Origin of the sequence: Rummeliibacillus sp. POC4, from assembly GCF_003576525.1 — a bacterium.
GTDB lineage: Bacteria > Bacillota > Bacilli > Bacillales_A > Planococcaceae > Rummeliibacillus.
The window spans coordinates 1-19404 of sequence record NZ_QWUA01000019.1; the positions used below are offsets into that span (position 1 = coordinate 1).

At 33.6% G+C, this 19404-nt stretch carries 15 protein-coding genes and 1 tRNA gene; 9 read left to right on the top strand and 7 right to left on the bottom strand.

What is annotated here, in order from left to right; all coding sequences use genetic code 11:
• The first annotated feature begins 95 nt into the window (after positions 1–95).
• The 4 genes from D1606_RS07580 (at position 96) to nspC (ending at position 4882) form a co-directional block, all read left to right on the top strand.
• The gene (locus D1606_RS07580) at positions 96–1325 is read left to right on the top strand and encodes a D-serine ammonia-lyase (protein WP_369973769.1); all 1230 of its coding nucleotides are present in this window, start codon (positions 96–98) and stop codon (positions 1323–1325) included.
• A 323-nt stretch (positions 1326–1648) separates the two neighbouring features.
• Positions 1649–1822, top strand: coding sequence for a hypothetical protein (locus tag D1606_RS18710; RefSeq protein WP_158582334.1), 174 nt, complete (start codon positions 1649–1651; stop codon positions 1820–1822).
• 728 nt (positions 1823–2550) lie between these two features.
• Positions 2551–3753, top strand: coding sequence for a saccharopine dehydrogenase family protein (locus tag D1606_RS07585; protein ID WP_119415405.1), 1203 nt, complete (start codon positions 2551–2553; stop codon positions 3751–3753).
• 1 nt (position 3754) lies between these two features.
• Positions 3755–4882 (top strand): carboxynorspermidine decarboxylase, encoded by a 1128-nt coding sequence (gene nspC, locus D1606_RS07590; protein ID WP_119415406.1) that lies wholly within the window; start codon positions 3755–3757, stop codon positions 4880–4882.
• A 162-nt stretch (positions 4883–5044) separates the two neighbouring features.
• On the opposite strand, the gene D1606_RS07595 is transcribed toward nspC, so the two are convergent.
• On the bottom strand, positions 5045–5854 hold the full coding sequence (locus D1606_RS07595; RefSeq protein WP_119415407.1) for a YitT family protein: 810 nt from the start codon (positions 5852–5854) through the stop codon (positions 5045–5047).
• A gap of 503 nt (positions 5855–6357) precedes the next feature.
• On the opposite strand from D1606_RS07595, the gene D1606_RS07600 reads away from it, so the two are divergent.
• Entirely contained in the window at positions 6358–7551 is a 1194-nt protein-coding gene (locus tag D1606_RS07600) for a NupC/NupG family nucleoside CNT transporter (RefSeq protein ID WP_119415408.1), read from the top strand.
• 31 nt (positions 7552–7582) lie between these two features.
• Entirely contained in the window at positions 7583–7792 is a 210-nt protein-coding gene (locus D1606_RS07605; protein ID WP_119415409.1) for an Ig-like domain-containing protein, read from the top strand.
• A gap of 135 nt (positions 7793–7927) precedes the next feature.
• Here D1606_RS07605 and D1606_RS18715 read toward each other — a convergent pair whose 3' ends face one another.
• Positions 7928–8089 (bottom strand): hypothetical protein, encoded by a 162-nt coding sequence (locus D1606_RS18715; RefSeq protein WP_158582335.1) that lies wholly within the window; start codon positions 8087–8089, stop codon positions 7928–7930.
• A gap of 383 nt (positions 8090–8472) precedes the next feature.
• Here D1606_RS18715 and D1606_RS18720 point away from each other — a divergent pair, with 383 nt between their 5' ends.
• Positions 8473–8643 carry a restriction endonuclease subunit S domain-containing protein gene (locus tag D1606_RS18720; protein ID WP_158582336.1) on the top strand — a complete coding sequence of 57 codons (171 nt, stop codon included), beginning with the start codon at positions 8473–8475 and terminating at the stop codon, positions 8641–8643.
• A 268-nt stretch (positions 8644–8911) separates the two neighbouring features.
• Positions 8912–13726, top strand: a complete 4815-nt coding sequence (locus D1606_RS07610; RefSeq protein WP_119415410.1) for a hypothetical protein — start codon at positions 8912–8914, stop codon at positions 13724–13726.
• Between the two features lie 104 nt (positions 13727–13830).
• Here D1606_RS07610 and D1606_RS07615 read toward each other — a convergent pair whose 3' ends face one another.
• The 5 genes from D1606_RS07615 to D1606_RS18950 form a co-directional block, all read right to left on the bottom strand.
• A complete protein-coding gene (locus tag D1606_RS07615) occupies positions 13831–15171 on the bottom strand; it encodes a TldD/PmbA family protein (RefSeq protein WP_119415411.1) in 1341 nt (446 codons plus the stop codon).
• A 3-nt stretch (positions 15172–15174) separates the two neighbouring features.
• Positions 15175–16563 carry a TldD/PmbA family protein gene (locus tag D1606_RS07620; RefSeq protein ID WP_119415412.1) on the bottom strand — a complete coding sequence of 463 codons (1389 nt, stop codon included), beginning with the start codon at positions 16561–16563 and terminating at the stop codon, positions 15175–15177.
• A 902-nt stretch (positions 16564–17465) separates the two neighbouring features.
• A tRNA-Arg gene (locus tag D1606_RS07625) sits at positions 17466–17539 on the bottom strand.
• Between the two features lie 194 nt (positions 17540–17733).
• Positions 17734–17922 carry an H-type small acid-soluble spore protein gene (locus D1606_RS07630; RefSeq protein ID WP_119415413.1) on the bottom strand — a complete coding sequence of 63 codons (189 nt, stop codon included), beginning with the start codon at positions 17920–17922 and terminating at the stop codon, positions 17734–17736.
• A gap of 11 nt (positions 17923–17933) precedes the next feature.
• Complete coding sequence (locus D1606_RS18950; protein WP_164489616.1) at positions 17934–18098, bottom strand: YfhD family protein; 165 nt, start codon at positions 18096–18098, stop codon at positions 17934–17936.
• 189 nt (positions 18099–18287) lie between these two features.
• On the opposite strand from D1606_RS18950, the gene D1606_RS07635 reads away from it, so the two are divergent.
• On the top strand, positions 18288–19376 hold the full coding sequence (locus D1606_RS07635) for an iron-containing alcohol dehydrogenase family protein (protein ID WP_119415414.1): 1089 nt from the start codon (positions 18288–18290) through the stop codon (positions 19374–19376).
• The last annotated feature ends 28 nt before the right edge of the window (positions 19377–19404 follow it).

Here is a 19404-nt window from a genome sequence, read left to right on the forward strand (position 1 = left end):
TATACGACAGTTTTTATTATTATTTTGTAGTTTTTGAAGCAGAGTGTATTTATTACGTAAAAATATTTTCAAATAATAGAGAGTGGGGGATGGAGATGGATTTAACACTTTATCAAGATATAATTGAAAGTTTACAAAGTAGGAAACAAATAGTTTGGCTCAACCCTAAAAAGACAAATGAGATTAAAATAGACTCTTCTCTAATTGATGATGCGGAAGATAGATTCAATCGATTTGCGCCATATTTTGAAGAAGTGTTTCCTGAAACCAAAATACATAATGGAAGAGTAGAGTCTGAATTGCAATTGATTCCAGAAATGCAAATGGAACTAAGTATATTAGGAAAACTTTACTTAAAGAGAGACGATGCATTGCCGATAAGTGGCTCCATAAAAGCACGGGGTGGCATTCATGAAGTTCTCTTTGTTGCTGAGAAAATTGCTTTAGAACATGAGGTAGTAAGTAAAAAGGATAATTACGCTATTTTTGCAACAGATGCTATCCGACCACTTTTGCGAAACTACACCATTGTCGTAGGATCAACAGGTAATCTAGGGTTAAGTATAGGAATTATGAGCGCGATACTTGGATTTAATGTAAGAGTTCATATGTCACATGATGCGAAAGATTGGAAAAAAGAGTTATTAAGGAAAATGGGTGTGACTGTAGTAGAACATAGTGGGGATTTTTCATTAGCTGTTGACAAGGGGAGAGCAGAGGCATCTTTAGATCCAACTTATTATTTTATAGATGATGAGAATTCTAAGCAGCTATTTGCCGGTTATGCGGTAGCGGGGCGTAGACTAAAACAACAACTACGAGAACAGGGGGTAGAAATTAGTCAAAGTCATCCACTTTATGTTTATATTCCATGTGGAGTTGGCGGAGGACCTGGTGGTGTAACGTACGGTTTAAAGGAAAGCTTTGGAGAAAATGTACATTGCTACTTTGTAGAGCCTACTGAATCACCATGTATGCTGTTAGGAATGGCAACTGGTTTACATGATCAAATTGCTGTTAATGATATAGGATTAACGAATCGAACTATTGCAGACGGTCTTGCTGTAGGAAGACCATCATCTTTCGTTGGTAAACAGATGGAACCTCTTCTAGAAGGAATCATGACAATTTCAGATGAACAATTATCTAAATATGTTCGGAAGCTTTATAAAGCTGAGCAAATTATTTTAGAACCGTCAGCAGCGGCAGGTTTCATAGGGCCACAGAATTTGAAGAAGAATATTCATGACCCTGATGCTACTCATATTGTTTGGGCAACTGGAGGGAGTATGGTACCGAAAGAAGAACAAGCAAACTATATTTAAGAAGAAAAATAGGGATTTACATGATAAGCCATCAAGATATCATGAGCTTGTTGAAATTTAATTTTGAACATATAGTAAAACACTTTTCAGATTAGTAAACTAAAAGGCTAACATAATAATGACAAATTAAAAAACAAATAAAAAAGTTCAGAATTTAGATATAAATTTTACACAATTTGTTCACAAATAAGACATAATGATGTAAAATACAGAAAGAATAATACTTTACTAACAAAGAATTTCACATATATGTACGCAAGAAAAGTTTTGTATCTATTTTAAAAGTCATCCTTAAATAATAATCTGAAAAGGAAGTTATTGGAATGCTCAAATTTATATTAGCAACTTTACTGTTCATCATTATAGGCAATCTGATTAATACATCTTTACCAATTCAATATTCAATGCTAATGCTAATTGCTTTACCAGTATTATTCTTTGTCATTTATCACAAAATTTTCAATATCCGTTTATTCAATCAAGTAGAGTCAGATTGATAAATAAAGATATACTTTTTTGCCACTCCCAATTACTTGAGGAGCGGCTTTTTTTCTTTTAATTAAAATTAATTTCAAAAAGAGATAGATTTTATGAAATATATTTAGTATCTTCCAATAACACTCTAAATGTAATCGTATTATTAATATTCAAAAAGTTTTTTATTTTCTATTGATTAATTTGAAATTAGTTGATATTATGATGAAGTTAGATTTTGGAAAGCAGATATTAAAGTATTAGGGTTTTCCAAGCAGATGATTTTGACCACTTTCTCTTTTGAAAGTTAAGGCAACGGTGTGCCGGGTCAAATGCCGATTGGCAACTTTTTCGTTGCCTTATTGATTGAGTTAGAAGCTCAAATTTTATAAGTTGGTTACTTTACAACCAGTGCGAATGCACATCAACTTGTGAAACGGTCAATAAGAGTGGTAAAAGTAATTGTTTGCTATATAGACTCTGATCCTAAAATGATATAAATTGATATAGGAAAGTAATTTACTAGAAAGATGTAATTTAGTATAAGTGTGTCTTTTAGGTATGCTTTTCTTATTGTTATCGATATATCTAAGCAAGTGATGCGCTAATGGCGTTTTTCACTTGCTTTTTTCTTTTACATTTTAGGCGATTTCACAGTGAAACTTTTTATAGAATTGGCTGTTAATTCGATTTTGAATACAGCTTGATTCTATAAACAATCTAAAAATATTGTTTACTGGGAGAGAAGAAAATGGGAAAAGCACTTGTAATTGGTTGCGGAGGAGTAGCTTCAGTCGCTATCCAAAAATGTTGTCAAAATTCAGAGGTCTTTGAAGAAGTTTGTATTGCAAGCCGTACAAAATCAAAATGTGATGATTTAAAAGCAAAATTAGAAGGAAAAACTAAAACAAAAATTACTACGGCAAAAGTTGACGCAGACAATGTAGATGAACTAATCGCATTGATCAACGAAGTGAAACCTGATATTGTGATGAATCTTGCATTACCATATCAAGACTTAACAATAATGGATGCATGTCTTGCAACGAAAACAAACTATTTAGATACAGCAAACTATGAACCTGAAGATACAGCAAAATTCGAATATAGCTGGCAATGGGCATACCGCGAGCGCTTTGAAGAGGCCGGTATTACTGCGCTTTTAGGTAGCGGATTCGATCCAGGTGTTACTAGCGTATTCTCCGCCTATGCCTTAAAACATGAATTTGATGAAATTGAATATATTGATATTCTTGACTGCAATGCGGGCGATCATGGCTATCCATTTGCGACAAACTTCAACCCTGAGATTAATATCCGTGAAGTATCTGCAAAAGGAAGCTACTGGGAAAATGGTGAGTGGGTAGAAACTGAACCAATGGAAATTAAACGTGTTTATAATTTCCCAGAAGTTGGCGAAAAGGATATGTATCTGTTACACCATGAAGAAATTGAATCTCTTGCATTGAATATCCCTGGTATTAAACGTATTCGATTTTTCATGACATTTGGTGAAAGTTATTTAACACATTTAAAATGCCTTGAAAATGTGGGGATGACTTCAATTGAACCAATTGAATACGAAGGAAAACAAATTATCCCACTTCAATTTTTAAAAGCTGTACTACCAGATCCTGCTTCACTTGGACCACGTACAAAAGGGAAAACAAATATTGGCTGTATTTTCCGCGGTAAAAAAGATGGGGAAGATAAGACTTATTATTTATACAATGTTTGTGATCATGAAGAATGCTACCAAGAAGTTGGCTCACAAGCGGTGTCTTACACAACTGGCGTCCCGGCTATGATTGGTGCCATGATGTTAATGACAGGTACATGGGATAAAAATGGCGTTTACAATATTGAAGAATTCGATCCAGATCCATTCATGGATGCACTAAACAAATGGGGCCTTCCTTGGAAAGAAAGTTTTGAGCCGGAGTTAGTAGACTAATATGAAGTTCGAAGATATCCCAACACCAAGTTTTGTAGTAGATGAGAGTTTACTAGAAAAGAATTTACAAATTTTAAAAACTGTCATGGATCGAACTGGTTGTAAGATTTTACTTGCACAAAAAGCATTTTCAATGTATGAAATGTATCCGCTGATTGGTCAGTATTTGTGTGGTACTGCAGGAAGTGGTCTATATGAAGCAAAGCTTGGTTATGAAGAGATGGGAAAAGAAAATCATGTTTTTTCACCTGCTTATCGTGAGGATGAAATAGAAGAGATTATCGAAATATGTGATCATATTGTTTTCAATTCCTTTTCACAGGTAGATAAGTACCGTGATCAGGTGCTAACAGCCGGAAAAAGTATTGGTTTACGTATAAATCCTGAATGTTCTACACAAGTTGGCCATGAAATTTATGATCCATGTGCACTAGGTTCACGATTTGGTGTCACATTAAATCAATTCCGTCCTGAGTTACTTGAAGGAATCTCTGGCCTACATTTTCATACACTTTGTGAGCAAAATTCAGATGATTTAGTAACAACACTTAATGCTGTTGAAGAAAAGTTTGGACCATGGCTTGGTCAGATGGAATGGATTAACTTTGGTGGTGGGCACCATATCACTAGGGAAGATTATGATATTCCTTTGTTGGAAGACTGTATTACTAGGATTCAGAAAAAATACAATGTTGAAGTTTATCTTGAACCTGGGGAAGCAATTGCATTAAATGCAGGCATTCTTGTAACAAGCGTCCTTGATACACTTAATAATGGGATTGAAATTGCTATTCTAGATACCTCAGCATGTTGCCATATGCCAGATGTTCTAGAAATGCCATATCGTCCACCACTATTTGGTTCAGGTGAAAAAGGTGAGAAAGAATATACGTATCGACTTGGTGGTCCAACTTGTTTAACAGGTGATATAATAGGTGATTATTCTTTTGATAAGCCTTTAGAAAATGGCGATAGATTAATATTTGGCGATATGGCTATTTATACGATGGTAAAAACTAATACGTTTAACGGAATGGCACTACCAAATATTGTTGTAAAAGATAAAAGTGGAGATTACCGGATCCTTCGTCAATTTAATTATGAAGATTTTAAGGGAAGACTTTCGTAGGACTTATAAAAGAGTTCAACATGAATGAGTTATACAAGAAAAAGGCTGTCTCATAAGTAGAAAGCCTAGCTTATGGGACAGCCTTTTTCATTTTTTAATTATTAAAGTAGATTGTAGTTAAAAAATCAATTTTTAAAAATCAGAGCAAGGATAAACTCTCGATTATCCTCTATTAAACGAACCTATTACTTGTTTAGTTTCCGTAATATTAACAAATGCATGAGGATCTACTTCTCGAATAGTGTTTTTTACCTCGGACAACTGATAACGGGTAATAACTGTAATTAGTATTTTTCTTTCTTCTCCTGTATAAGCACCTTGACCGTTCATAATGGTAATTCCTCGATAAAGTTTTGAAAAGAGCTTGTCCTTCATATCATCGCCTTTAGAAGTAACAATCATGACAGTAAGTTTTAAGTTATTTGTATGAATAAGATCAATCGCCTTACCCGTTGCATAAATAGATACTAATGTTAGTAATGCAGCATCCCAACTAAATACAAATCCTGAGATGATAATGACAATAGCATTCATGCCAGAAATAACTGATCCAAGTGGAAAATCTCTCTTTTTCGTTAACAACATTCCTATAATATCAAAGCCACCTGACGAACCAGAAGCACGGAAAATGATTCCAACCCCGACTCCTGCTATAACGCCACCAAATAAAGAAGCTAAAATTGGATCATTTGATAATTCATAAACAGGGATTATATACAAACTGGTTGAAAGTACAATGACGGATAAAATCGTGTACCCAATAAACCGTTTACCTAATTTGAAATATCCAATAATAAGTAATGGTAAATTTAACACGAAGTTTAACAAACCAGTATTTAATGGTGTGATGATTCCAAGCATCATTGCAATCCCACTCAAACCACCGCTCAATATTTTATGCGGTATCAGCAAAAAGTTATAAGCAAATCCGATTAAAACAGAACCAAATATGATTGTAATAATATTACGCATTTTAAATCTCCCAACTAATTTTTGCTATGTATTCAGTTATTGGTCATAACATGAATTTCAATACTTCTTTCCATTTTTATTTTTATTATAGTGGAAATTTAATGAAATAATATTTGAAAGTCTTTTCAGAAAATTGCACTATCAAAATAAATGAAGATAACTAACGGAAAAAATAAAAAGTTTTAAATAAAGTTAGTCGTCTGACCTTTGTAAATTTTCAAGCTAATTTTATTATTGCGACTAAATGATAAAATATTGATTAATTAGCCCATCGAGTGTAATATTCTTATCAATTGAACAAAAATATTTCCTCAGTATTAAATTTTATTTAAATGGTGGTTGCTTTTAACAACTATCACATTAAATAATAGGAAAGTTTGAATAGAATTAGTTATGAAGTGAATAGGACTTTTTTTACTCTGACACGCTTACTTTCCATTCTTTTAACTGTGGAAAATGTAAGGGCTTTTTTATTGCCCATTCTTAATACAGGAGTTGCTCAAATGTATTTTTTACTAAACTTTATAGGTGTTATTGTAGTTATGGGAGTCGTATTCCTTTGCTCACCTCGTAAGAAGGAAATTAAATGGCGTGCCATTGTTACACTTCTTGTTGTTGAAGTTTTGATCACTTGGTTTATGTTAAAAACAACAATTGGTGGTTGGATTATCAATGAAATTTCAGCCTTCTTTACTTGGTTAATCAAATGTGCAAATGAAGGGATTTCATTTGTATGGCCAAGTGCTTTAGCAAATGAAAATGTTGACTTTTTCTTCAATGCATTAGTTCCACTCATTTTCATCGTTACTTTCTTTGATATTTTATCTTATTTTGGTATATTAACTTGGATTATTGATAAAGTTGGTTGGTTAATCTCTAAAGTATCAGGTCTACCAAAATTAGAAAGTTTCTACTCTATTCAAATGATGTTCTTAGGTAATACCGAAGCATTAGCTGTTATCCGAAACCAATTGGATAATTTAAAAGAGTATCGTTTACTTACTTTTGGTATTATGAGTATGAGCTGTATTAGTGGTTCAATTGTTGGTGCATATTTATCAATGGTTCCAGCTGCATACGTTTTCTGTGCTATTCCGCTAAACTGTTTAAACGCATTACTTGTTGTCAATATGCTTCACCCAGTTGACGTTCCAAAAGAAGAAGACGTTGTATACAAACCTTCAAAAGAAGAGAAAAAAGACTTCTTCTCAACTATTTCTAACAGTATGTTAGTTGGTATGAACATGGTAATCGTTATTGCAGCGATGCTTGTTGGTTATGTAGCTTTAACAGCTGCGGTTAATGGAATTTTAGGTTTAGTCTCTGACGGCTTAACAATCCAAAAAATCTTTTCTTACATTTTCAGTCCTTTTGCATATTTACTTGGCTTACCAACAAAGGATGCCATGTATGTTGCAGAGTTAATGGGTATGAAATTAGCTACTAATGAATTTGTTGCCATGATGGATTTAACAAAACATGTTCATTCAATGGCGCCACATACTGTTGCAGTAGCAGCAACATTCTTAACATCATTCGCAAACTTTAGTACAGTTGGAATGATTTACGGTGCATTTAACTCATTATTAGATGAAAAAAAATCTGCAATTATCGGTAAAAACGTTTGGAAACTTCTTGTAAGTGGTATTGCAGTCTCACTATTAAGTGCAATGCTTGTCGGTTTATTTGTTTGGTAATATTTTAATACGTATTGAAAAGGAACTCAGTTTGAATAAGCTGAGTTCTTTTTTATTTACAGAGCCAAATGCAACGATTTATGTATATAAAAATACGAAAAAGCTTAAAACACTTAAGGCTTCAAGCAAAGGAACAGCACGAGGAACTATTCAAACGTATAAAAAAGGTACAGAAATATTGATCTATGTAAAAGATAAAGCAGGAAATAAGTCAAAGGTTAAAAAAGTGAAAGTCCAATAATTATGAAAATGCATCAGCAAGCTCATTTTTGAAGGTTCAGGTATCAAATTAAAATGATAAAAAGGCTATTCTTGAAGGTTATTTAGGCTTTCAAGATAGCCTTTTTAAACGGAAATAAAAAAAGATGGACTAAGATTAATAAATCTGTCCATCAATGATAATTTGGCCTGTTTGGTGGTCATATTCGACTTCTCCCATTGCACCAAGATTAACACCTTCTGGCAGCTCTCTCGTCTCAACAACTTGAGATTCGTTTATAATGGCTAAGTATTGCCCATTAATCAAAACTACTTTCATCTCTATCAACTCCTTTTTTATATTCATAAACAGAAATTTGTTTATGTATAATATGTGCTCAAATAGTGAAAATTATTACCTAACTTTAAAATAGAAAGAAAATTTAGAAAATTGTTATTTGTTATATTCTACAGGAAAAGAAAAACTCCTTCTTTTTAAATAAAAATTTTAATGAGACTATAAGTAATTGGATATTGAAAAAATATATGTATTAGAATATGTTATTGACAACATTTTGCTTATACTATTGTCTATAAAATAAACGGAATTTTTTTGAACTGTTTGATTTTCACATAACAATTAGACTTAGAATTCATGCGGTAACACTTAAAATAAGCTATAATAGAAAAGCTTTAAAGGATGTTTTTTAAGGAGTAGATTAAATGGGAATGTTAAAACTTGAAAATATTGAAATGATGCTTGAAGATGCACAGGAAACATTAAAACAATTGCAAGCTTCTAAAATCATTGATACAGCTACAGCGGAGTTAATCCAACTGACGAAAGAACAAATAGAAGAATTGAAAGAAATGAAGAAAGAACTAAGTGAATAATTGATATAGCAGTTAATGCAATAAGTTAAATTCTGATTAAGTATAGAAAATGCTTTTCCTCATTATATGAAGAAGAGCATTTTTTTAATCTCAGCTCCGTAATTTGAAGTTCGTAACAAGATTTCGGAAAACTACAATATCTAATTAGAAATGTTTAATTATTCCTCTTGTAAGGAATAGTCTATCTTTTAGTGCATATATTTAAATAGTTAAATGGGTACTGAATGGCCTTCTAGATATATGACAGAAAAAGATAGGAGTGTTGATTTTGCAGAACCAAATTAATGATAAAGGAAAAAGATTTTTTGAATATTTATTTGCACTATCATCTTTAAATAGTAAAACCGTTCGGACGATTCAAGATTACGAGAAAACTTGGGTATTTGAAGAACTAGGTGAAATTGAGGGCTGTACAATTGGCAATCAATGCGGGCAACCATCCAACTTATTCGAAATACATAAACCCACTCTCGAACATACAGCTCTTGTTTGCCCTCGACCTTATCCAGAATTAGTTAAATGGACAAATGTAAAGCTCAATAAAGACTCAGGAATTACTTCCATCCAAAATCATAAAAAGATTGAAGATATTCTAAAAGAAAGTAAAAACAACAAAAACGATCAACAACTAGCCGAATGGAAAGCATGGGCAGCTAGGAAAAGGCAATTTGACCGGGCTAACCATCTTTATGCGGAATTAAAAGAGGTTTATAAAACGTTAGAGGACAAAAGTGATGAAATTGAAATAGTGCTAACTAAGGGAATATTAAAGTGGGGAGGAGTAGCTAAAGGAGAAGATATAGAACTTCCTCTATTTACAGCAAAAGTTACATTAACCTATAATTCAGAAGATAACATGATTGCGCTAAAGGATATCACAAAAAAATTACATTTCGAATATGACTTATTGGATGATTTGCCGCAACCGAAAAGCGAAGAATTTAAATCACTTATTAAAAAAATTGAGAATATGAACTTCATAGCAGATCTTACAGAAGAATGGAAAAAACTCGCAAAAGCGCTAGATCCAAATGGACGTTTTATCGAAAAAAACACAGCACTTTATAGCAAAAACATACCTGTTATTTTAGACGAATCGTATTTAATCATTCGCAACAAAAAGAACAATATCTTAGCAAATGATTTAAGACAAATGATGAAAGCCATAGATCAAAACAGAATGGAACTCCCAAATACTATTCAAAGAATTCTAGGATTTGCTCCAACAGTTAAACAAGCAAAACCTAATTTCCTTCAAACCACTATACCTGAACAATTATATTTTTCACGAAGTTCAACCAAACAACAAAAAGAAATCATCCAAAATGTAGAAAAAAGTGACAATGTTATCGTTCAATTTGAAGATAAAACTGTAGAAGCAGAAACAGTTGCAAATATAGTAAGTCATTATTTAACTGAGGGAAAAAAAATCCTCATAACTACACAAAAAGATAGCCCTCTTGCCACACTAAAAGATCAAATCCCAGACGATATTAAAGATTTGTGCGTTTCGATAGTAGATGAAGATTTAGATGGAAATGTGGAAATTGAAAAGGCAATAAGTGTTATTGCTGATCGATTAGAGAATTTAAATGTTCAAGCATTAAAAGAAAAAATAAGAAGTAACCAACTATTACTAATTCAAAGCAATGAAAATGAAAAATTATATAATGAGATTTTAAAGAAATATGCAAAGTCTGAAGGCACACCTATTAAGTATAAAAAGCAGTCTTTATACAAATATGATGTTGCAAAACAACTAGCAGAGCCAGCTGTCAATTATCAATGGATTAAAGACGATTTACCGCTTATCATGAAATTTCCATTGAATGCGGAAGAATGGGAAGAATTCTGTTTACTGTACAACTCTTTAAATCAAAAAGACACAGTACTACTTCATACTAATCTGCCGTCTATTCAAAACGAACTAATCAGTGAATCTTCACTTAAAACGCTATTGGAAGAAGAGAAGAAAATAACGGATGATATTGATATGCAATATATTCTACCAATTGATCTAACAGCGTCTAAAAAGTCCCCATTACTTATAATGAAAGATATTGTGGAAGAAATAAGTGCAACTCAATATTTAGTAAAAGAAGAAACTTACTTCACGTTTATTCAAGAATTACTTTCTAGTGAGAACAGAAAAGAATACTGGGTTAAACTTCTTGATCAAATCACGCAATTTAATGAAAAAGCACTTTCACTGTATCCAGAGGTAATCAGCCATAGAATTGCATTACCTAAAAAATTGACTAGTGAAATTCAATTCGATTTGGATATGGCAAGAGAGCGGATCCTATCTGGAAAATTGCCAAATTCTCTATTCTTCATGCTTAAAGGGAAAACAACCAAATATCTCTTCCAAACAGCTGTGTTAAATGGTAGACCCGTTAAAAATTTAGAGGATATTATAACACTTCAAAAATATTTGGAATATAGAGGGCTTATTACAAAATTAGCTAGATTATTTAACCAGAACTTCAGTGAAGTGGGCATTCCTGAGATGGATATCACGGTGAAAGAGTTTCCTGAAGTATTAGAGGAAAAAGTTAATATTCTAAAGGGAATTATTAATATCGTAGAACTTAACAATACACTTTCATCAAAACTTCAAGTTGAGAATCTGCCAGTAGGCAATATTTTCGATACGGAATTCTATACAAAGTTAAAAAATGAAATTGAACACACACTAAATTATATGAAATTAACAAAATGGCAACAATCATACGAAGAAGTATTGGATCGATTAGTGAATTTAACAAAAACAGAAGACATCCATCCGATTGCTCATGGATTTTTAATCGCTTATCAAGAAAAAGATTTTGATACTTGGCAATTATTAATAAGACAACTGAATGAACAGAAGAAAAGACAACTTGTAATTGATAAATGGAAAACACACCTCGATAAATTAGCGGCGAAAATGCCACTTACAGCAGAATATTTAAGAAACAATTTGGGTAAAGAAAATCTAGAACCAACAAACTATAAAGATGCATTTACGCTGAAGAAAATGGAAATTTGGTTAAAAGAAGATAGTGATATAAATAGTAAAACTGTTAAAAAACAGCTTCAATATACAAAGAAAATGCAAAGAAAATTGATACAAGAAATCATCAAAGATGCGAGTTGGTTATTCCAAATTGAACGTATGTCAGATGATGAAAAATCAGCACTCAAAGATTGGAAGTTCTATACAAAGAAAATAGGTGCAGGAAAAGGAAAACATGCAGTTAAATTTATCGAGGGAGCAAGAAAGTCAATCAGAAAAGCTCAAAATGCTATACCTGTTTGGATCATGCCGATTCAAGAAGTCTTTAGAACCTTACCAGTAACAAATGAAAAATTTGATGTAGTTATTTTAGACTCTAGTGATCAATTAGACATTTTTGCTTTGAATGTTTTAATTAGAGGTGAAAAAGTAATCCTTATTGGAGACGAAAAAGGAACTTATTCAACGACTCAATATAGTGGTGAAGAAGTAACAGAATTGATTCAGCAATACATCCAAGACATTCCAAATTATTCTTTGTATGATGGTTCCCACTCGATTTTCAATATTGCAGAACAGACTGTGGCAAAAGAAAATAAAATTAAAATTCAAGATACTCACTATTCTGTCCCGGGAAATATTCCTTTCACTCACGAGCAATTACCGATTAAACCGTTAAAGTTAAAAGCAGTAGAGCAGCAATGTGAATCTTCTTTCGAAGTCGATGTGTTGAGATGGATTATCTCAAAGGGCTATTATGTAATACCGAAATTTAAAATTGGAGACTATTGCATTGACTTTGTCATTGAAGGACGGAAAGAACGACTAGCAGTTGAATGTGATGGGGAAAAATGGAGTGGAACTGAAAAATACGAAGAAAATCTTTTAAAGCGCGAAGCTTTAGAAAAGGCAAACTTAAAATTCTGGACAGTGAATGGCAGATCCTTCTATGCGGATCAAGCCAAAACAATGGAAGGGCTTTGGGCAACATTATTAAGTCTTGGGATTTACCCGCTAAAAGAAGAACCTTCCAATCATGAAAAGACATTAAGCATAGATGTTAAAAAAGAAATACCAAGTATTCAATTTCAATTTCAAACTCAAAAACCTATTTCACAAGATAAAATAAATGAAGGTTATCAAGAAGTAGCAGAAAAATTAGAATTACTTAAACCATTAGAGAAGAGCAAAAAAGGCCAAAATGGCCCTGAACTAGAAATCATAAAGAAGCCACAAGAAACGGATGAACGTAACAAAAATCAAGAAGACCCAGAGCAAGACACAATTATAAAATTATCCACCAACGTAGTAAAAGACGAAGCAGAAGCACATACAGAAATAGAGGCCGAAAAAGAAGCAAAGGCAGAGGCTGATATAGAGTTAAAAGTCGAGAAAGAGAAAGAAGAGGTAGTAGAAGTAAATAATGAAATAGAAATTGAAGCAAAAGAAGAAATAAAAGAAGAAACAAAAGCAAAAATAGAAAAAGAAATTGAAGCAGATGAAGTAAGAGTTGAAACGGAGATAGAAGCGAAAGTTGAAAAAGAGGTAGAGGTAGAGGTAGAGGTAGAAGTAGAAGTGGAAGCGAAAACAGAGGAAGAAGTGGAAATAGAAGAAAAGGCAATAGAAAAAGAATCAGAAGTAGAAGCTAAAACAGGAAAAGAAGTAAAATCCAAAGTCAAGCTAGAAACCGCTGAACAACCAGAAGTAAAAAAACAGCTTTATATTCAAGATAAACAACCACGAACAAAAGAAGAAATTCCTAAAAAGTCAAAAGTGATACTCACTCAAAAAGAAAAAATCGAATCCAAATCTTTTTCGCTATCAAATTTAAATGAAATTCCACCAGAACTTATTCAAAATGTAGTGATTGAAGGAAAAACTTCGATCGCCCAATTTTTACAAGACTTAGGGTTCGAAGTTGTTGATTACCGACTTCAAGATGGAAGCTTATGGGTTGTAGCAAACGAAGAAGTTAAGCCTTTTATGGAAAAACTAAAAGCCCACAATATATCCTTCCATTATTTAAGCAAAGGTAACCAAACAACAAAAGGAAATCCGGCTTGGTATACAAAAATAGTAGAGTAATAAAAAATGCACAGCACTATAAATTAGTGCTGTGTATTTTTGTTTATGCTAAGCAATTACACAATTTCGTGTTGGTAGTTCACAAAGTTAAAAAATCAAAATATTTAATCTACCGTTACATAAAGCTCATTTACTAAAATAGAAGGTGAACCAAAACTGGAGGAGAATTCTAAATCTGAGCAAGTTTCTTTGATGTTTTTCATTAGATTATAAAAATTTCCAGCAATAGTGATTTGTTTGACAGGTGATGAAATTTGACCATCTTTAATATAGAAGCCACTTGCAGCAACTGAGAAGTCACCAGATATAGTATTTGTTCCAGAGTGGAGACCAGATAGCTTTGTCACAAGAAGACCTTCGTTAATAGACGAGATTACTTCCTCTTTTGTTCTTTGACCCGGTGCGATGTACATATTCTGTGGCGCAACGGAAATTGTGCCCTTATAGGATGATTTTGCAGCATTACCAGTAGTCTCACAACCGTCGATTTTAGCTGTTTTTCGGTTATGAAGTAATGTGTTTAACGTACCATTTGTTATAATAGCGTGTCTTTTAGTTGCCACACCTTCACCATCGAAATTGGCTCCGTTTAGTGAAAATGAGTGGAATGGGTCGTCAATTATATTTAATTGATCAGCTGCTATTTTTTCTCCTACTTTCCCTTTTAAAAGAGATTGATCCTTTTGTGTGTTTTCTGCAGAGAAGATGGGCGAGAATGTGCTGAGTAATGACGCGGCGGTATTATGCCTTAAAAGTATTGGATATTTCCCTGTTGGAATGGATTGTTCATATAAGTAAGCAAGTGCTTCTTCCGCCGCTTCTTTAGCAATATTATCAGCATCCAAGGCATAAAAGTCATTTGTTCTTTTGATATAAAAGCCGGATTTTGTTTCTTCTCCATCTCGAACAACTGTCGAAAAGTAGAGTATAAGACCATTTTTCTTTTCTGACAATGAAAGCCCCTTGCTATTCCTTATTGAACGTTCGGATTTCGTTTCACTTAATCCACAATAATCAAGGGTAATTATACGAGGATCATAAGCTCTGATTTTTTCTTCAATCGAACAAAGAAGCGCAATTTTTTCTGGGATTTCGACTTTATCAAGTTTCTCAAAATAAAAATCATGGTTTTCATATTTTGGACTGCCTCCAAAGATATCTGTACCGTCAGTCTCATCGAGAATTGAAGCATTGGCGATGGCGCTGTCAATTAAAAATGGAATAGAGTCTACATCAATTTTTTCGGTATAAGAATAGCCCATCTTTCCATTATATAGTCCACGAAAACCTAGACCTCCATCTTCAGACGTTTCATAACTATCAATCTCTCCTTCAAAAACGGTACATTCAAAAGATTCAGCGCTTTGATAGTATATTTCAGCTTCTTGAAACCCAGCATTCAAAGCAGCTTGAAGAAGTTGTTCATTGAATTCTTTTTGTATCATCGCTTATTCTCCCTTCGTCCCACCGACTGTAATTTCACTAACACGAATCATAGGCTGACCTACATTAACTGGGATGCTACCACTCTGTGAACCACACATACCAGCGCCGTGGGCAAGGTTATTACCAACGCGATCTACTAGTTGTAACGTCTTTGCACCGTTTCCAATTAGTGTTGCACCTCGAACAGGGCGTTCAATTTTACCATTTTTCACAATATAGGCCTCTGCTACTGCAAAGTTATAGTCACCTGTTGAAGGATTTACTTGACCACCACCCATATATTTGGCATACAGACCATATTCAGTATCTGCAATAATTTCTTCAGGTGTTGAAGTGCCTGGAGCGATAAAGGTATTTGTCATTCGAGAAGTAGGACTGAAACGGTATGATTCACGGCGAGAAGAGCCTGTTGGCTGTGCATGCATCCGTCGAGCATTAAATTTATCGATCAAGTAACCTTTCAAAATACCATTTTCGATTAATATATTTTTTTGTGTCTTTTCTCCTTCATCGTCCATGTTTAAGGAGCCCCACTCGTTCGGAAGAGTACCATCATCAATATAAGTAACAATTTCAGAAGCTACTTTTTCTCCAATTTTCCCAGCAAAAACGGAATTATTTTTTGCTACTGCAGTGGCTTCAAGACCATGGCCACATGCCTCGTGGAATATAACTCCTCCAAATTCATTATCGATTATAACGGGGAATTTACCACTTGGGCACTCATCTGCATGAAGCATATTTATAGCAATCCGCGCAGATTCTCCGGCATAGTGATTTAAGTCTAAATTTTCGATGAACTCAAAACCAGCATGTGCACCCGGACCATAAAACCCTGTTTGCACTTCATTTCCTTCAGAAGCAGTAGATTGAATAGCTAGTCGACTGTGCACGCGCTTATCTTCCGCAAATGTCCCTTCTGAATTTGCAACGATAACATTTTGCACTTCATCTAAACAGCGAACAGCTACTTGATTAATGCGAGAGTCATAGTTTCTAGCGATGTCATTCGCTTGCCTCATAACGGCAACTTTTCTGGCGTGCTCAACCGATAGCGGGAGCTGTGCAATTGGGTTAACTGTTGGAAATATTCTCTTACTTAGTGGATGAATAGTACCATTTTCTCCACCCTTAATCGCAAGTGCCGCTTTTTTAGCGGCTAATAAAAGACCTTCTTCTGAAAAATCATTCGTATAAGTATAAATACTTTGAAGCCCTGAAAAGATACGAATTCCGATACCAAAATCACGACCAGATATACTCTTTTCAATCTTATTGCTCAGTAAGGTTAGTGAGTTCACATATTTGTCCTCAATAAAGATTTCAGAAAAGTCGCCACCAGTTGAAAGCGCCATTTCTAACACATTTTCAATGACCGATTGTTTAATCATCCATTCCGCCTCCTTTCTTTAATTATACCGTAAAACAATACTTAACTACTAAATATTATGATAATTTTGTATATTTAGCGATTTGAATGTGAGATGAAATGAGAAATTGTTGCTAATGGTAGATTACCAGAAACCAGGACTTAAATTGCTGAAAGAGCGAATACAATTTGGAATGGAGCGGATAAACTTGACCGAAGAGCGAATAAAACGACTACGGGAGCGAATAAACCCGGTCAAAGAGCGAATAGACAATGGAGGTAATAAAGATTTTAAAAGTGATAGATAATAAATAATTTCGAAATGGTAGATAGCCAGAAAAAAGGACTTAAATTGCTGAAAGGGCGAATACAATTCCAAATGGAGCGAATAAACTTGATCGAAGAGCGAATAAAACGACTACGGGAGCGAATAAACTCGACCAAAGAGCGAATAAACTAATCATGGCCTACTTCTGAATGTGTAATTGAGTTAATTGCAAATCTGAATAACAACAGGACAAAGCATAGAATTTGATAAGGTGCAGCAGGAGTGGAATATGTACTTCATTGGTTAAAAATGAATGATGTATTTGGTTTAATATGTATTCAACATTAATTAATGCATTGTCCTGTGAGAACTCAAGCACTAACTAAAAAGGATAATTAAAATCAAAAGGAAATCATTTAAATTAATTTCTGCAGTGATTTTAATCATTAGATTTTCACCTCCATATTCTATTGGTTTTATTTTGCCCATTAAATTTAATTTCTATGCAAAGAATAAATAATTGTGGAGTGAAGTAGGAGGGATAAGTGATAATTATCTAAAAAACACAAAGCTGCAAAACTAATAACAAAAATAAATATTTACTACACAAAAAAATAAAAACCCTTGATATATCAAGGGTTTGAACCGTTAAAATATGCCCTTAACAGGACTTGAACCTGCGACCTAAAGTTTAGGAAACTTTTGCTCTATCCAGCTGAGCTATAAGGGCTAAATATGTAATTGTTTGGATTTCTCTAAGAATAGTAGATCCGTCTTACATTTTACTTTTATAAACACATCAAATATATAATACCAGAATATAATATGATTTGCAAAGTATCTTAATCAATGGCATTGTGGATTATACTTTAATTTACACTTTAACAAAAGTGGGGAGAAAAGAATCCCCACTTGAAATTTATGTTATTGCAATAATTTCTCTTCCTTTAATTCGGAAATATCCACTTCGGATCTTTCTTCCAATGAATGTCTCAAATGGACAGTTGCGGTTCTTTCATTTAACAGTTTATCGATCCAAACAGATACACCGTTATAACTTACTTCAAATTCTTTAGGTGAGGCAACGATTTCTTGGGCACGTTGATATTCCATTTAATTACCTCCTATTTTTGAGGGTGATTTTTATTTTGATTTGCTAATTTTTCTAATTCTAGTAACTCAGCAGCTACTTCTTCTTTTGCTTGTGAAGGGGCTATTTTTTGGTTCGCGGGTGTTTGTGGTAGTGAGCCTTTGTTTTTGCTTTTTCCTTGTTTGTTGTCTCTTCCCATATGGATGCATTCTCCTTTCGATATGAATCATACTTAATATGGCTTTGTATTGATTTTTTATCACAAACCATTATCAATAATTATTAGAGTTCTGATTTTAATTTATTTTTTGAAAATAATGATTGAAAGTTACTTTAAGAGCTTTATAATGGATAGAAAAGTATCAATATTTTAGAAAGAGTGGGAAAATTGAAAACAATACATGTACATGCTGCACCAAGTGAATATATTTTGGAAAAGGGTGCGTTAAATCTTTTAGAGTCAAAATTAGTAGAAAGAAATGTAAAAAAAGCCTTAGTTGTCCATGGTGTTAAATCGTGGGAAGCGGCAAAAGATTATTGGCCACAAATGACTGAGATTCAAACAACAGAATATACATATGGTGGTGAGTGCTCGTTATCTGAAATTGAGCAAGTTACTAATTTAGTCGTTTCTCAGCAATATGATGCCATTATTGGTGTAGGAGGAGGAAAAGTTTTAGATTTAGTAAAGGCAAGCGGTAACAATACGCATAAGCCTGTCATACTAATCCCTACTTTAGCTTCGAATTGCGCTCCTTGGACACCGCTAAGTGTACTATACGATGACTTTGGTGCCTACGTACGTTTTGATATTTATCCAGTTTCAACTAGTTTGTTATTAATTGAACCCGAAATTTTAGTGAAAGGACCACTCGATATGTTTATCGCAGGGATTGGCGACACAATCGCGAAATGGTATGAAGCTGATGTACAATTGAAAACCATTGAAAACAAAACCGTTCCAATGATGATTTCGTATTATTCTGCAAAACAGTGTAAAGATATTCTGTTAGAGTCCTTCCAAGAAGGAGTAAAAGCAGTTCAAACTGGCCAAGTAAATGATGATTTTATTAAAGCGGTGGAAACGATTATTGTTTATGCAGGAATGGTTGGAGGATTTGGGGATGAGTATGGTAGAACGACAGGTGCACATTCCATTCATGATGGATTAACAGTTTTAGAAGAAACACATCAAGCATTGCACGGATCAAAAGTAGCTTATGGAATTTTAGTACAATTAGTACTTGAAAATCGCTTGGATGAAATCGAACGTCTAAAACCGTTCTATCATCAATTAGGTTTACCGTTCTCTTTGACTGATTTGGGTATTCATGAAATTACTGATGAAATAATCGCAAGAGTAGCTGAAAAGGCAACCGTGCCAGAACAAGAAATACACTTAATGCCAGTAGGGGAAATAACTGCATCTAGAGTAATCATGGCTATTAAAGAGTTAGAAAAATTAAACCAAAAGTAAACACCATATTTCACAATAAGTGAAGTCT

Coding starts and splice junctions, on each gene's coding strand:
- D1606_RS07580 (WP_369973769.1), top strand. CDS start 96: ATGGATTTAACACTTTATCAAGATATAATTGAAAGTTTACAAAGTAGG.
- D1606_RS18710 (WP_158582334.1), top strand. CDS start 1,649: ATGCTCAAATTTATATTAGCAACTTTACTGTTCATCATTATAGGCAAT.
- D1606_RS07585 (WP_119415405.1), top strand. CDS start 2,551: ATGGGAAAAGCACTTGTAATTGGTTGCGGAGGAGTAGCTTCAGTCGCT.
- nspC (WP_119415406.1), top strand. CDS start 3,755: ATGAAGTTCGAAGATATCCCAACACCAAGTTTTGTAGTAGATGAGAGT.
- D1606_RS07595 (WP_119415407.1), bottom strand. CDS start 5,854: ATGCGTAATATTATTACAATCATATTTGGTTCTGTTTTAATCGGATTT.
- D1606_RS07600 (WP_119415408.1), top strand. CDS start 6,358: ATGTATTTTTTACTAAACTTTATAGGTGTTATTGTAGTTATGGGAGTC.
- D1606_RS18715 (WP_158582335.1), bottom strand. CDS start 8,089: ATGAAAGTAGTTTTGATTAATGGGCAATACTTAGCCATTATAAACGAA.
- D1606_RS18720 (WP_158582336.1), top strand. CDS start 8,473: ATGGGAATGTTAAAACTTGAAAATATTGAAATGATGCTTGAAGATGCA.
- D1606_RS07615 (WP_119415411.1), bottom strand. CDS start 15,171: ATGATACAAAAAGAATTCAATGAACAACTTCTTCAAGCTGCTTTGAAT.
- D1606_RS07620 (WP_119415412.1), bottom strand. CDS start 16,563: ATGATTAAACAATCGGTCATTGAAAATGTGTTAGAAATGGCGCTTTCA.
- D1606_RS07630 (WP_119415413.1), bottom strand. CDS start 17,922: ATGGAATATCAACGTGCCCAAGAAATCGTTGCCTCACCTAAAGAATTT.
- D1606_RS18950 (WP_164489616.1), bottom strand. CDS start 18,098: ATGGGAAGAGACAACAAACAAGGAAAAAGCAAAAACAAAGGCTCACTA.